The 13714-nt window shown below is 72.1% G+C and carries 11 protein-coding genes; 6 read left to right on the forward strand and 5 right to left on the reverse strand.

What is annotated here, in order from left to right; translation table 11 throughout:
• Positions 1–181: 181 nt before the first annotated feature.
• The 3 genes from ASC60_RS05815 (at position 182) to ASC60_RS05825 (ending at position 2556) form a co-directional block, all read left to right on the forward strand.
• Entirely contained in the window at positions 182–1363 is a 1182-nt protein-coding gene (locus ASC60_RS05815; protein WP_055548677.1) for an aromatic acid exporter family protein, read from the forward strand.
• Positions 1364–1516: 153 nt separating this feature from the next.
• Positions 1517–2176, forward strand: coding sequence for a glycoside hydrolase family 25 protein (locus ASC60_RS05820; protein WP_055547501.1), 660 nt, complete (start codon positions 1517–1519; stop codon positions 2174–2176).
• 71 nt (positions 2177–2247) lie between these two features.
• On the forward strand, positions 2248–2556 hold the full coding sequence (locus tag ASC60_RS05825; RefSeq protein WP_055547503.1) for a hypothetical protein: 309 nt from the start codon (positions 2248–2250) through the stop codon (positions 2554–2556).
• Positions 2557–2660: 104 nt separating this feature from the next.
• Here ASC60_RS05825 and ASC60_RS05830 read toward each other — a convergent pair whose 3' ends face one another.
• From ASC60_RS05830 to ASC60_RS05850, 5 genes are all read right to left on the reverse strand, one after another.
• A complete protein-coding gene (locus ASC60_RS05830) occupies positions 2661–2876 on the reverse strand; it encodes an EF-hand domain-containing protein (protein ID WP_055547506.1) in 216 nt (71 codons plus the stop codon).
• An 80-nt stretch (positions 2877–2956) separates the two neighbouring features.
• Complete coding sequence (locus ASC60_RS05835; protein WP_055547508.1) at positions 2957–3574, reverse strand: N-acetylmuramoyl-L-alanine amidase; 618 nt, start codon at positions 3572–3574, stop codon at positions 2957–2959.
• 431 nt (positions 3575–4005) lie between these two features.
• Positions 4006–4512 carry an ATP-binding protein gene (locus ASC60_RS05840; RefSeq protein ID WP_079038212.1) on the reverse strand — a complete coding sequence of 169 codons (507 nt, stop codon included), beginning with the start codon at positions 4510–4512 and terminating at the stop codon, positions 4006–4008.
• 254 nt (positions 4513–4766) lie between these two features.
• On the reverse strand, positions 4767–5534 hold the full coding sequence (locus ASC60_RS05845) for an enoyl-CoA hydratase/isomerase family protein (RefSeq protein ID WP_055547510.1): 768 nt from the start codon (positions 5532–5534) through the stop codon (positions 4767–4769).
• A gap of 72 nt (positions 5535–5606) precedes the next feature.
• Entirely contained in the window at positions 5607–6830 is a 1224-nt protein-coding gene (locus tag ASC60_RS05850) for an Ig-like domain-containing protein (RefSeq protein WP_370592887.1), read from the reverse strand.
• A gap of 508 nt (positions 6831–7338) precedes the next feature.
• Between ASC60_RS05850 and glgX the strand changes: the two genes are divergently transcribed.
• Genes glgX through ASC60_RS05865 form a run of 3 tightly spaced genes read left to right on the forward strand, consistent with a single transcriptional unit; the run spans position 7339 to position 13440 of the window.
• On the forward strand, positions 7339–9693 hold the full coding sequence (glgX, locus tag ASC60_RS05855) for a glycogen debranching protein GlgX (protein WP_055547512.1): 2355 nt from the start codon (positions 7339–7341) through the stop codon (positions 9691–9693).
• Between the two features lie 34 nt (positions 9694–9727).
• The gene (locus tag ASC60_RS05860; protein ID WP_055547514.1) at positions 9728–11578 is read left to right on the forward strand and encodes an ABC transporter ATP-binding protein; all 1851 of its coding nucleotides are present in this window, start codon (positions 9728–9730) and stop codon (positions 11576–11578) included.
• A complete protein-coding gene (locus ASC60_RS05865) occupies positions 11575–13440 on the forward strand; it encodes an ABC transporter ATP-binding protein (protein WP_055547515.1) in 1866 nt (621 codons plus the stop codon). The genes ASC60_RS05860 and ASC60_RS05865 overlap by 4 nt, the downstream gene beginning before the upstream one ends.
• Positions 13441–13714 lie beyond the last annotated feature (274 nt).

Raw genomic sequence — 13714 nt, forward strand, 5'->3', positions numbered from 1 at the left:
GCGCCGGGGCGGTCATACAGCGGCTTCAGGTGACGCCCGCCGACCAGGTGAGAGGCGCCGCTGAGGGGGAACCCCTAGCCCAATGAGCGGCAAGACGAGCGGCAAGACGAGCGGCAAGACGAGCGGCAAGACGAGCACAGACGGTGGACAGGACGAGGAGCGGACGGAGCAGGGGCGGCGGATGGCGGGGTGGTCCGGGCGGCTGCGGGAATGGGGGCGGCGGGTGGCGGGCGCGCACGGGCCGGAGCGGGAAACGCTGCTGCTGATCGCCAAGAGCACGCTCGCGGCCACCCTCGCCTGGTTCGCGGCGAAGGATCTGCTGCACGCCCAGTCCCCCGCGTTCGCCCCCTTCTCCGCCGTGCTCATCATGAACGTGACGGTGTACCAGTCGATCGCGCAGTCCCTGCGCTATGTCGCCGCGGTGGTGACGGGGGTGGCGGTCCAGGCGGCGCTGGGGTTTCTGACCGGTACGGATCCGGTGACGTTCGTCCTGGTCGCCGCGATCGCGCTGACGATCGGGCAGTGGAAGGCGCTGGGGGCACAGCGGTCCCAGGTGGCGACGGCGGCGTTCTTCGCGTTCTCCACGTACGTCTCCGCGACGGGCAACACGGAGCGGGCCACCCAGCTGGGGCAGATCATTCTGCTGGTGCTCATCGGCTGCTCGCTCGGGCTGCTGGTGAACGTCGTGCTCGTACCGCCGCTGCGGTACCGCAGCGCGGAGTACGGCATCCGGGCGCTGGCCGGGGCGCTGGAGACGCTGCTGACCGACATGGGTCCGGCGATGCGGGACGGGGAGTTCGCCGAGGAGCACGCGCGGCACTGGCGTGCCCAGTCCGACCACGCCCAGGCGCTGGTCACGCAGGCGAGGTCGGGTCTGCAGAGCGCGGAGGAGAGCGTTCCGTTCAATCCGCGGCGACTGCTGCCCCAGCACCGGGGGCGCACGTCGTTCGCGAACTACCGCGCCGTCCTGGACGCGCTGGAGCGGGCCGCGTATCAGCTGGCGTCGCTCACCAGGAGCCTGGAGCGGTGGCGCGAGGAGGAGCGGGACGACTCCTACCGGCGGTTCCTCCGGTGCCACGGCACGTTCCTCGGATCGGTGGAGGAGATCGTACGGGTGCTGGCCCAGCTGGACGAGGAGCATCTGTCGGACCAGGCCACGCGGCTGTGCGAGCTGGCCGACGAGATGCAGCGGCAGCTGCGGGCCGTCACCGAGCAGGCGGAGAGCGACGGCCTGCCGCTGGGCGATCCCGCACGGCCGTACGGGGTGCTGGTGGTCGAGGCGAACCGGTTGACGGAGGAGTTCCAGTACACCTGCGACGTGCTGCACACTCATGTCCAGGGTGGACCAAGGCCGGAGGCATAGCACGGCGGCGCCGAAAAAACACGAATTTCCCTACCAAATCAGCCGCTTGTGCAAATACCGTGCGTGACGCCCACAGCGTTGCGTAGGGTTCTGGACCGGGCATGACAAGGGAGACGCCCGTCCCTTTTTCAACCTCCCCTTGAGGCAGGAACCATGCTGCACGGCATCGACGTGAGTTCGCACCAGTCCAGCTTCGACACGGACGGACTGGCCTTCGTCTTCATCAAGGCGACCGAGGGCCGGTCGTACATCAACCCGAAGCAGTCCTCGCAGGCGTCCCGGGCACGGAAGGCAGGGTGCGTCGTCGGCTTCTACCACTTCCTGTGGCCCGGGAACATCACCGCGCAGGCCCGGTATTTCGTCGAGAAGTGCGCCTCCGAGAAGCACGACCTGCTCGCCGTGGACTGGGAGACCACCGGGTCGGGGACGCGCGCCAGCAACGCGGAGAAGGACCGGTTCATCCGGGAGGTCAAGAAGCTGCGGCCCACGCACCGCGTGATGCTGTACTGCAACCGGAACTTCTGGCTCAACCACGACACCACGTCGTACGCCGGGGACGGGCTGTGGATCGCCGACTACGTCTCGGCGGGCAAGCCGCGCATCAAGGCCAAGTGGCGGATCCACCAGTACGCCGACCGGCCGGTGGACAAGAACGTGGCGGACTTCTCCAGCAAGGCCTCACTGAAGACCTGGGCCACGGTCACCCGGGTGGCGAACGCCATCGAGGACCTCGTGGACGGGGACGACGGGGAAGAGCCCCAGGAGAGCGAGGCGACGGCGCAGCCCGGGGCGGAAGGGCAGAGCCAGGCGTAAGGGGCGCGTGAGGGCGGGCGCGAAGGGGTGGCCGCCGGGCGTTGTCGGTGGGGGCGCCTACCCTGCCGGGTATGAGCTACGCAGACCTACGCGAACTCCGCAGCGCGCTCACCACGGCGTCCGACATCGTCTTCTCCCTCGACGACGCGCCCTCGGGCCAGGAAGCCGAGCTGCTCACCGACGCCCTGCGCCGGGCGCTCGCCGCGGCCGGCGCGCTGACCCCCGCGCAGGGGACGACCGGCTGCGCCCGGCATCCGCATGGCGCCGTCGACCCGCTGTACGGGGACCCGGAGGATCCGCTGCCGCCCGGCTACGGCCGCTGCCTGCTGTGCAACGACCGCAGGCGGCGGGCAAGCGCACAGCGGCGCGGCTGGCGCTGACGCGCCGGCGGCGCCGCCGTGCGGCCCGGGCCGGACCCGATGGATGGACCATGGGTGGACCAGCGGGTAAACCGATGAGGAGACCAATGGCCGGATCCGAGGGGTCAGCCCTTGTTCTGAGCGGCCCAGAACTCGTCGAAGTCGAGCAGCCCGTCACCGTTGCCGTCATGGGCGTTGATCACGGCCTGGGCGACGGTCTCCGTGACATACGGGTCCCCCAGCTGCGCCATCACACTCTTGTACTCGGCCGCCGTGATCAGCCCGTCCCCATTGAGGTCGTACCGCTCGAACGCCTTGCGCGCCGCCTCGATGTCCGCCACCTGTTCCGCCCCTTTCGTGCGTGAGTCTGACCCGCACAGATTAGCGGCCCCCGGCCGGCGGCCCAGCCGGCGTCCACGGGTCAGCTCTGGTTGACCAGCTCCATGTAGCGGTCCCAGTCCCACAGCGGACCGGGGTCGGTGTGGTCGGCGCCGGGGACTTCGCTGTGGCCGATGATGTGGTCGCGGTTCCTCGGGATGCCGAAGCGGTCACAGACGGCGGCGGTGAGGGCGGCGGACGAGGCGTACATCTCATCGGTGAACCAGGCCGGGTCGTCCACCCACCCCTCGTGCTCGATGCCGATGCTGCGGTTGTTGTAGTCCTTGTTTCCCGCGTGCCAGGCGACGTCCTTCTCGCGGACGAACTGCCCGATATAGCCGTCGGCCGAGGCGACCAGGTAGTGGGCGGAGACCTGCTTGGCCGGGTCCTGGAAGATCTTCACCGCGTCCGGGAAGGTCTCCTGCGTCACATGGATGACGACAAAGTCGATCGGATAGGTCGTGGGGCGGCTGGAGACGCGGTAGTTGGAGGTGGAGGCGGGGATCCAGTGGGTGGGGGGATAGGCGGCGGCGCGGCGGGGGCGTCTGTCACCGGCGTGGGCGGTGGCGGCGGTCGCGGCGAGTCCGAGGGCGGCGGCGCCGAGACCGGCGCCGGTGCGGAGGAGGGTGCGTCGGGTGGGGGCAGGGCCGTGCGCTTCCATGGGGGGCTCCCGAATGCAGTGCCGATATCAGGGATCTGACGGGATGTGACGCGCGTAGCGCGGGTTCCATGGTGAGGCGTCGGCAGGGCCATGCCAAGAACCGACAGGCAAAGAAAGTAAGGCGCGTTTCGGTCTGAACCACTGGTAATTCCGCGCTGCCGCCACCAAGAGATGAACAGCAAGGGAAACTCACACCTTTACCCGCCATTAACAAGGCAAGTGTCACAGCTCACCTTGGATTGAGTTGGAGGTGTTCTGCCGGTTCTGCAATAGTCAGGGCAGCGACCCCCATTGACCCGGGCCAGGTCGTTCCCCCGAATGCCGCGGAGCCACACCCCTTCCGCTCCGCGGCGGGGCGGACAGAGGTCCCCAAACCGCCGCACACGGCGGTGGGGCCCTCTGCCCTTTGTCTTCCGGTGCACCGGATCACTTCACGCGCCGTCGGCCACCCGCATCTCGAACCAGGTCGTCTTGCCGCACGGCAGCAGGTCCACGCCCCAGCGCTGGGAGAGCTGATCCACCAGCATGAGGCCGCGCCCGCTGGTGTCGAGCGCCCCCACCGGCAGCAGACACGGCAGCCCGCGCGACGGATCGCGCACCTCGACCCGGATCCAGCCGCGACGGCGCAGCATCCGCAGCCCGAAGGTGCGGGCGCCGGTGTGCCGTACGGCATTGCCCACCAGTTCCGAGACGAGCAGCACCGCGTAGTCGGCGAGCTGGCAGGCGAGCCCCCAGTCGCGCAGCACCACGAATTCGGTCAACCGCCGGGCGGTGGCCGCGGATTCGGGCCGGGAGGGCAGCCGCACCTCTTGGTCCGCAGGATTCCCGAACAGTTCGAGCGCCCTGAAAGCCGGATCCTCCTCGGCGGACGGAAACCGCCGAACCGCAGCCGTACCCGTGCGCTGCTGCGGCTGCTCCATTCCCTCCAAGCCCGCCATGCCCCCCATGATGGCCGCCCGAAAGGCCGTCCGGGGCGGAACCAGGAGATTCCGAACACCGGAGCCCCAGGCTCCACAAACCGATCCCAGCTGTGCCATTGGCAGCGCAGTGAGCCAAAACACCCACCTGACCAGCGATGTCACCGCGCGTATAGGTGATCACCCAGCGTACCGGAACCGGCCATCGGGCGGCCGCGCGGCAGGCGAGGAAATTCGCCCGCACGGGGCATACCTGCGCGGCCGGGAAATCCCCGTCAGGAGAACCGGGCCTTGCCCGGGCCGTCCTCGACGAAGCTCCGCATCCCGATCTCCCGGTCCTCGGTGGCGAACAGCCCGGCGAACCAGTTCCGTTCGATGGCGAGCCCGGTGTCGAGGCCCGTCTCGAGACCCGCGTCCACCGCCTCCTTGGCGGCGCGCAGCGCCATCGCCGGACCCTTGGCCAGCTTCGCCGCCCAGGCGTGGGCCTGCTCGTACACCTCCTCGGCCGGTACGACCCGGTCGACCAGCCCGATGGCGGCGGCCTCGTCGGCCTTGACCTGTCGGCCCGTGAAGATGAGGTCCTTGGCCCGGGACGGGCCCACCAGTCGGGCCAGGCGCTGGGTGCCGCCCGCGCCCGGGATCAGTCCGAGCAGGATCTCGGGCTGGCCGAGCTTGGCGTTCTCGGCGGCGATCCGGAAGTCGGCGCACAGCGCCAGCTCGCAGCCGCCGCCGAGGGCGTAGCCGGTGACGGCGGCGACCACGGGCTTGGGGATGCGGGCGACGGCGGTGAACGCGTCCTGGAGGTCGCGGGAGCGGGCCACCATCGCGGCGTGGTCCATGTCCCGCATCTCCTTGATGTCCGCGCCCGCCGCGAACACCTTCTCGCCGCCCCAGACGACCACGGCCCGTACGTCGTCCCGGCGGGTCACCTCACCGGCGAGTTCCCGCAGCCGGTCCTGGGTGGCGACATCGAGCGCGTTCATCGGGGGGCGGTCGAGGCGGAAGGTGGCCACGCCGTCGGCGACCTGGAGATGCACAGTCATAGACCGCAGATTAGTGGGCCGCGGACGGGGAGCGCCCCGGTGCGCTTGGTCACAACCGGGGCGCTGCCGGGCTCACGCCTTCCACTTCTCCCAGGACATGTTCCAGTCGCTGAGCCCGTTGCCCGGCTGGATCGTCTCGTCGTCCGAATGCTTCACGATGACCACGTCCCCGATGAGCGACTGGCCGAAGAACCAGGCCGCCGGGGTGGACGGGTCGCCTCCGCCGCGCTGCTCGAAGAGGCCGACGCAGCCGTGGCTGACATTGGCCGAGCCGAAGGTGGGACGGCCCGCCCAGTAGTTGCCGTGGAGGAAGGTGCCGGAGTCCGACAGCCGCATCGCGTGCGGCACGTCCTTGATGTCGTACTCCCCCTTGAAGCCGACCGTCGCGCCGTCCATCCGGGTCACGACGAGCTTCTCGCTGATGACCATGATGCCGTTGTACGTCTCGTGGCCGGGCGCGCCCGCGGTGATCGGGAGCGTCTTGAGGGTCTTGCCGTCCCGCTTGATCTTCATCGTGTGGGTCTTGGCGTCCACCACGGATATCTGGCTGCGGCCGATGGTGAACTTCACCGTCTTGCGCTGCTCCCCGTACACCCCCGGACGGCCCTCGACGCCGTCGAGGTCCAGCTTCAGGGTCACCTTGGTGCCGGGCTTCCAGTACGCCGAAGGCCGGAAGTCCAGCCGGTCGTTGCCGAACCAGTGGCTCGCGATCGGCACCGACGGGGAGGCGCTGACCTTGACGCTCTTCTCCACCGCGGCCGGGTGGGTGATGCCCCGGTTGAAGCGGAGCGAGACCGGCATGCCGACGCCGACCGTGGAGCCGTCCTCGGGGCTGAAGACGCCGACGAACGTCTCCTTCGGCTTGAGCGTGGTGAAGGTGGTGTGCTTGCGCGTGGCGCGGCCGTCCGCGTCCTTCGCGAGGGCGTCCACCGTGTATGTCGTGGCGGCGCGCAGACGACCGTCCGGCCGCCAGCTGGTGCCGCCCCCGGTGGTCTTCCCGGCGACCGCGCGGCCCTTCTCGTCCTCGACCTTCACGGACGTCAGCGTGCCCTTGGCCGCGGTGACCTTGAGCGCGCCTCCGGTGTCGACGCCCTTCGCGCCGTCCCCCGGCTCGACCTTGACCTCGGCCGTGGACGGCCGCGGCTTGGCGGCCTCGGTGTCCTTGGCCTCGCCGTCGCCGGAACCGCCGCCTCCGCCGCACGCGGTCACCAGCGCCAGCAGCGCGCCGAGCAGCAACGCGAGAAGCCCCCTGCGACCCCGCACGGTCGCCGCCCCCGATATCGGCCGCATCTTCACCACAGCAATCTCCCCTCTGCGGAGCCGCAGTCCCCCGCGGCGGCTCCGACACGCCTGACACGCGCGAGGCGCGCCTGCCGATAGGTAATCACATCGCACCGACAGCGGGATCGTTTGCGAGGGTTACGGTTCTGTCCCAGGTGGGAGCCGTCCCGTGGCCGGCCGCGTGACCGGTGACGGGCACACCCGGCGCGGATACGTGAGGGCCGGCGGGATTGCGGGCACAACAGGGTAGGGGGTGTCTTGTGGATCAGGCCGGATCAGCGAGTGTCGTCCGGTGCGGTGGCTCGCAACCCGCGTGAGGAGAGCGCAGCGGCGCTGCGCGCGACGAGCGCGGGGCGGCGAGGTGCCGTGCCGGGCGCCGGGAGCCCGGCATGATCCGCAAGACACCCCCTGAACCGGGCACAGCCGGACGCGGTCGGGACGCCGCGGGGCGGTGCCGCCCGGTCCGTCGGGCTCCGGACGGGAGGTGCGGAGCCCGGTCCCGTGCGAGCCGCCGGAGGCGCATGTGTCGAAAGCAGCCGAGCAGCACACCCTGGAGCCCACCGACGGCTTACCCGACCCGCCCGCCGCCGGGCCCGCGCTCCGCCGCCCCGCCGCGCCCGCGCCGCTGCCCGCCCCGCGCGGCGGCACCCCGCCGGCCGGGCCCGCCGTCTGGCCGGGCAGCCCGCAACCGCTCGGCGCGCGCGTGCACCGGGGTCCCGGGGGCGTGCCCGGCACCAACTTCGCGCTGTGGGCGGGTGGCGCGGAGGCCGTCGAGCTGTGCCTGTTCGACGACGACGGCGCGGAGACCCGCCATCCGCTGACCGAGCGGACCCATGAGGTCTGGCACGGCTTCGTGCCCGGCGTGCTGCCCGGCCGCCGGTACGGCTACCGCGTGCACGGCCGCTGGGACCCCTGGACCGGCGCCCGCTGGAACCCGGCCAAGCTGCTGCTGGACCCGTACGCGCGCGCGGTGGACGGCGACTTCGGGCCGCCCGGCGGCCCGCTGCCCGCCGAGGTCTACGGCCATGTGCGGGACTGGCCGCAGCAGCACGTCGCCGACACCGTACGGGACGAGCGGGACTCGGCCCCGTACGTCCCCAAGGGCGTGGTCGTGGACGACGACGCCTGGGGCGGGCCGCCGGACGAGTGGACCGACGACCGCCGTCCCAAGACCCCCTGGGCGGAGTCGGTGATCTACGAACTCCATGTGCGCGGCTTCACCATGCGCCACCCCGGCGTCCCGCCCGCGCTGCGCGGCACGTACGCCGGGCTCGCCCACCCCGCCGCGGTCGAGCACCTGACCCGGCTCGGGGTGACGGCGGTGGAACTGCTGCCGGTGCACCAGTTCGCGCACGAGGACCATCTGCTGCGGCGGCACCTGCGCAACTACTGGGGCTACAACTCCATCGGCTACTTCGCGCCGCACGCCGGGTACGCGGCCACCGGCACCCGGGGCCAGCAGGTGGGCGAGTTCCGGCGGATGGTGCGCGCCCTGCACGCCGCCGGGATCGAGGTGATCCTCGACGTCGTCTACAACCACACCGCCGAGGCGGGCGAGCTGGGCCCGACCCTGTCGCTGCGCGGCATCGACAACCGCGGCTACTACCGGCTCCAGCAGGACCCGCGCCGCTACGCCGACTTCACCGGCTGCGGCAACACCCTCCAGACCTTCCGGCCGCACGTACTCCGGCTGATCACCGACTCGCTGCGCTACTGGGTCACCGAGATGGGCGTGGACGGCTTCCGCTTCGACCTGGCGAGCGCGCTGGCCCGCTCCACGCACGGCGGCGGCACGGGGGTGGACATGCTCTCCCCCTTCCTCGCCGTGATCGCCCAGGACCCGGTGCTGCGCCGCGTCAAGCTGATCGCCGAGCCCTGGGACGTGGGCTCCGGCGGCTACCAGGTGGGCGCGTTCCCGCCACTGTGGGCCGAGTGGAACGACCGCTACCGCGACGCCGTACGGGACTTCTGGCGCGGCGCCCTGCCCGATGCGCGCGACCTCGGCTACCGGCTCTCCGGCTCCAGCGACCTGTACGGGCACGGCGGCCGCGGGCCGTGCGCCTCGGTCAACTTCATCACCGCCCACGACGGCTTCACCCTGCGCGATCTGGTGAGCTACGAGCGCAAGCACAACGAGGACAACGGCGAGGGCAACCGCGACGGCACCCACGACAACCGCTCCTGGAACAGCGGCGCCGAGGGCGAGACCGACGACCCGGACATCCGCGCCCTGCGCCGCCGCAGGCTGCGCGGACTGCTCGCCACCCTGCTGCTGTCCACCGGCGTCCCGATGCTCGTCGCGGGCGACGAGATGGGCCGTACCCAGGGCGGCAACAACAACGCGTACTGCCAGGACAACGCCACCGGCTGGGTCGACTGGTCGCTGCTGGACGACCCCGGCTGGCAGGCGCTCACCGACCTCACCGCCCGGCTGATCCGGCTGCGCCGCGCCCACCCGGTGCTGCGGCGGCCCGACTTCTTCTCCGGCCGCGCCCGGCCCCCGGACGGGGTGCGCGACCTCGCCTGGTTCACGCCGCGCGGCGAGGAGATGACCGAATCCGACTGGTACGCGCCCACCACCGCCCTCGGCGTCCACCTCTCCGGCCGTGACCTGCCGCAGCGGGATCCGCGCGGCGCGCCGGTCACCGACGACACCTTCCTCGCGCTGCTCCACGCGGGCCCCGCGCCGCTGACCTTCCACCTGCCCGGGCCGCCGTGGGCCGCGGGCTACGAACTCCTCCTGGACACCTCGCGCGAGGAGCAGGCCGCCGCACCGGGCGCACGGTATCCGGCGGGTGCGTCGATCGAGCTTCCGGAGCGCTCGGTTCTGCTGCTGCGCGCTCTTGCCTCCACGGACCTACGCCAAAAAACCGAGTGAGCGCTGTCAGGGGCGGACCGTAGTCTCGCCGCTGATGGCTGTGACGACGGCACCACCCCGGGACCAGGAGAGCGGAGCCGCCCGGCGGCACCGCTCCACCACGCGTTCCCTGCTGCGGCTGTGGCCCTATGTGCGCCCGGTGCGGGCCCGGCTGTTCGCCGCGGCCGCGGCCGCGGTCGTCGCCTCCTGCCTGGGCCTGGTCATCCCGCTCGTCCTCAAGTGGATGGTGGACGGCCCGGTCGCCGGCCGCGAACCGGGCGGGGTGTGGCTGGGCGGTGCGCTGCTGCTCGCCCTCGGGGTGGCCGAGGCCGGGCTGTTCGGGCTGCGGCGCTGGCTGGTGGCGCGGCCGCTGGCGTCCGTCGAGGCCTCGATGCGGGCCTCCCTCTACCGCCACCTCCAGCGGCTGCCGGTCACCTTCCACGACCGCTGGGCCTCGGGCCAGCTGCTGTCGCGCGCCACGACCGATCTGATGCTGCTGCGCAGGTTCCTGGCCTTCCCGCTGACCTTCCTGGTGGTCAACGGGGTCACCATCCTGGTCGGCTTCGCGATCCTGCTGGCGCAAGCGTGGACGCTGGGGCTGGTGCTGCTGGTCCCGGCCGTGCCGCTGATGATCCTCTGTTCGCTGTTCGAGACCCGCTATTCGGCCATCGCCCGCAGCGCGCAGGACCAGACCGGCGATCTGACGACGGTCGTCGAGGAGGGCGTGCTCGGCATCCGTATCGTCAAGGGCTTCGGCCGCCACCGCAGCCAGGCGCGGGCCTTCCGCGCCCTGGCGGAGCGGGTGCGCGCCACCGAGCTGCGCAAGGCGGGGCTGCTGGCCACCATCTGGGCGCTGATCATGACCCTGCCGGAGCTGGCGATCGGCGCGGCCCTGGTCCTCGGCACCATCCAGGTCGCCGACGGCGACCTCTCGGCGGGCACGCTCGTCGCCTTCCTCTCCACGGCCCTGGCGCTGCGGTGGCCGGTGGAGTCGCTGGGCTTCCTGCTGGCGATGAGCCAGGACTCGGCGACGGCCACCGACCGCTTCTTCGAGGTCATGGACGCCACCCCGGCGGACACCGTCGATCGCCCGGCGGAGGACACGGCGTCCGTGCTGCCCCGGCAGCGGGGCGAGGGCGGGCTGCGGTTCGAGGCGGTCGAGTTCCGGTACGGCGACGCTCCCCGGGGCACCCCGCCCGTGCTGCGCGGGGTCGACCTGCACATCCGGCCCGGCGAGACCATGGCGCTCGTCGGCGCGACCGGCTCCGGGAAGACCACGCTGACCGCGCTCGTCCCCCGGCTGCACGAGGTGACGCGCGGGCGGATCACCCTCGACGGGCGGGACATCACCGCGCTCCCCCGCGAGGAGTTGCGCGCCCTGGTCGCCGTCGCCTTCGAGGAGCCCACGCTGTTCTCGGCGACGGCCGGTGAGAACGTGCTGATGGGCGCGGACGGCGCCGACCGGGCCGCGCTGGCGCGGGCCCTGAGGGTGGCCCAGGCCGAGTTCGTGCACGCCCTGCCGCGCGGCACCGACACCGAGGTGGGCGAGCAGGGGCTGAGCCTGTCCGGCGGGCAGCGGCAGCGGCTCGCGCTGGCCCGCGCCGTCGTCGGCGCACCGCGCTTCCTGGTGCTGGACGACCCGCTGTCCGCCCTGGACGTGCACACCGAGGCGCGGGTGGAGGCCGCGCTGCGGCAGGTCCTCGCGACGACGACCGCGCTGGTCGTCGCGCACCGGCCGTCGACGGTGCTGCTGGCCGACCGGGTGGCGCTGCTGGAGGAGGGCCGTATCGCCGCCGTCGGCACCCACCACCAACTGCTGCGGGACAGCGCCGCCTACCGGGCGCTGATGGCGGGACAGGACGGCGAGGACGACCACGAGGGCGGAAACGGAGAGGACGGCCCATGACGACGTCCGAGGACGCCAGGGAGACCGGGGACGCCGACAAGAGCACGGTCCCGCAGGAGCGCCCGGCGCCGGAGGACCCCTTCGACCACGATGTGCTGCCCGCGCCCAAGGGCGCCTCCCTGTCGCTGCTGCGCTCGCTGCTCGCCCCGCGCCGCGCCCGCGTCCGGCTCGCGGCCGTCCTCCTGCTGCTGCAGCAGGCCGCGGTGCAGGCGGGCCCGCTGCTCGTCGCGTTCGCCATCGACCGCGCGGTGCCCGCCTTCCGGGACGGCGACCACGGGCCGCTCATCGCCGTCGGCGCCGGATACCTGGGCTGCGCGCTCGCCTCCGGCGGCCTCCAGTTCGCGTTCATCCGCGTCTCCGCCCGCATCAGCCAGGACGTGCTGCTGGACCTGCGGAGCCGGATCTACCGCCACGTCCAGGTCCTCAGCGTGGACTTCCACGACCGGTACACCTCCGGGCGGCTCATCTCCCGCACCACGACGGACGTCGAATCGCTGCGGGAGCTGCTGAACGAGGGCCTTGAGGAGCTGCTCGGCATCGCGCTGTCCGTCGTCTACATCGCCCTCACCCTGCTGTACCTGGACTGGGGGCTCGGCGGCGCGGCGGTGCTCTCGTTCTGGCCGCTGTATCTGCTCATCCGCTCCTTCCGACGCCGGTCGGCGCGCGTCTACCGCGCGCGGTCGACGGCCACCGCCGCGGTCATCGTCGCCTTCACCGAGACCATGAACGGCATCCGCCCGGTGCAGGCCTTCCGCCGCGAGCGCGCCAACGACGCCCGCTTCGACGAGCTGAACGGCCGCCACCAGCGGATCAACGGGACCGCGGTCCTGGAGATGGCCCGCTATGTGGTCGGCTCCCGGCTGATCGCCAACACGGCGGTCGCGGCCATCGTGCTGTGGGGCGCCTACCGGGTCGCCTCGGGCGGTCTGGAGCTGGGCGTGCTGGCCGCGGCCGCGCTGTATCTGCGCAGGCTGTACGACCCGATCGACCGCCTGGGCATGTTCCTCAACTCCTATCAGTCCGCCGCCGCCTCCCTGGAGAAGATCGCGGGCCTGCTGGCCCAGCGCCCCTCCGTCCCCGAACCGGCCGACCCCCGGCCCCTGCCGCCGCGCCCCGCCCGGGCGCCCGGCCGCGAGGTCGTCTTCGACGGGGTGCGCTTCGCGTACCGCACCGGGGGCGAGGTGCTGCCCCGCTTCGACCTCACCCTGCCCGCGGGACAGACGGTCGCCGTGGTGGGCGCGACCGGCGCGGGCAAGTCGACCCTCGCCAAGCTGCTCGCCCGCTTCTACGACCCCACCGACGGCCGGGTGCTGCTCGACGGCGTCGACCTGCGCGACCTGGCCACGCCCGAACTGCGCCGCGGGGTGGTCATGGTGACCCAGGAGGCGTTCCTGTTCTCGGGCACGGTCGCCGAGAACATCACCATCGGCCGCCCCGACGCCACCCGCGCCGAGGTCGAGCAGGCCGCCAAGGCCATCGGCGCGCACGACTTCATCACCGCCCTGCCCGACGGCTACGACACCGACGTGCGCAAGCGCGGCGGCCGGATCTCCGCGGGCCAGCGCCAGCTGGTCGCCTTCGCCCGCGCCCTCCTCGCCGACCCCGCCGTCCTCATCCTCGACGAGGCCACGTCCTCCCTCGACATCCCGGGCGAACGCGCCGTCCAGCGCGCCATGGACACGGTGCTGCGCGGCCGCACCGCCGTCGTCATCGCCCACCGCCTCTCCACGGTGGAGATCGCCGACCGGGTGCTCGTGATGGCCGACGGCCGCGTCGTCGAGGACGGCGCCCCCGGCGCCCTCATAGCGGGCGAGGGCCGCTTCGCGACGCTGCACCAGGCGTGGCGGGACAGTCTCGTGTGACGCGCTCGCGGCGGACGTGGCTCGGACCGAACTCCTTTATCCGATATGCGGATACAGCACACGTGTCAACGGACACTTTCCGGTCAACCTGTTGTCGCGCTCCTGACAGGTTGAGTCCAATGATGGCACCCTTCCCTCGACCGAGGTGCGGCACTTCCACAGCTCGCGGCCTCGGGCCACCCCCCATCCCCCGTCCCCCGTCCCCCGTCCCCCGTCCCCCCACGGTCCCCCCACGCCGTACCACCTGCTCCGCCATGTCCTGCCCGGACGGCCG

The organism is Streptomyces sp. NBRC 110028, assembly GCF_001417735.1.
Classification (GTDB): domain Bacteria; phylum Actinomycetota; class Actinomycetes; order Streptomycetales; family Streptomycetaceae; genus Streptomyces.

What these genes read in the sequence shown, in the direction of transcription:
- ASC60_RS05815 (WP_055548677.1), top strand. Translation starts at nt 182, where the DNA reads ATGGCGGGGTGGTCCGGGCGGCTGCGGGAATGGGGGCGGCGGGTGGCG.
- ASC60_RS05820 (WP_055547501.1), top strand. Translation starts at nt 1,517, where the DNA reads ATGCTGCACGGCATCGACGTGAGTTCGCACCAGTCCAGCTTCGACACG.
- ASC60_RS05825 (WP_055547503.1), top strand. Translation starts at nt 2,248, where the DNA reads ATGAGCTACGCAGACCTACGCGAACTCCGCAGCGCGCTCACCACGGCG.
- ASC60_RS05835 (WP_055547508.1), bottom strand. Translation starts at nt 3,574, where the DNA reads ATGGAAGCGCACGGCCCTGCCCCCACCCGACGCACCCTCCTCCGCACC.
- ASC60_RS05840 (WP_079038212.1), bottom strand. Translation starts at nt 4,512, where the DNA reads ATGGCGGGCTTGGAGGGAATGGAGCAGCCGCAGCAGCGCACGGGTACG.
- ASC60_RS05845 (WP_055547510.1), bottom strand. Translation starts at nt 5,534, where the DNA reads ATGACTGTGCATCTCCAGGTCGCCGACGGCGTGGCCACCTTCCGCCTC.
- ASC60_RS05860 (WP_055547514.1), top strand. Translation starts at nt 9,728, where the DNA reads ATGGCTGTGACGACGGCACCACCCCGGGACCAGGAGAGCGGAGCCGCC.
- ASC60_RS05865 (WP_055547515.1), top strand. Translation starts at nt 11,575, where the DNA reads ATGACGACGTCCGAGGACGCCAGGGAGACCGGGGACGCCGACAAGAGC.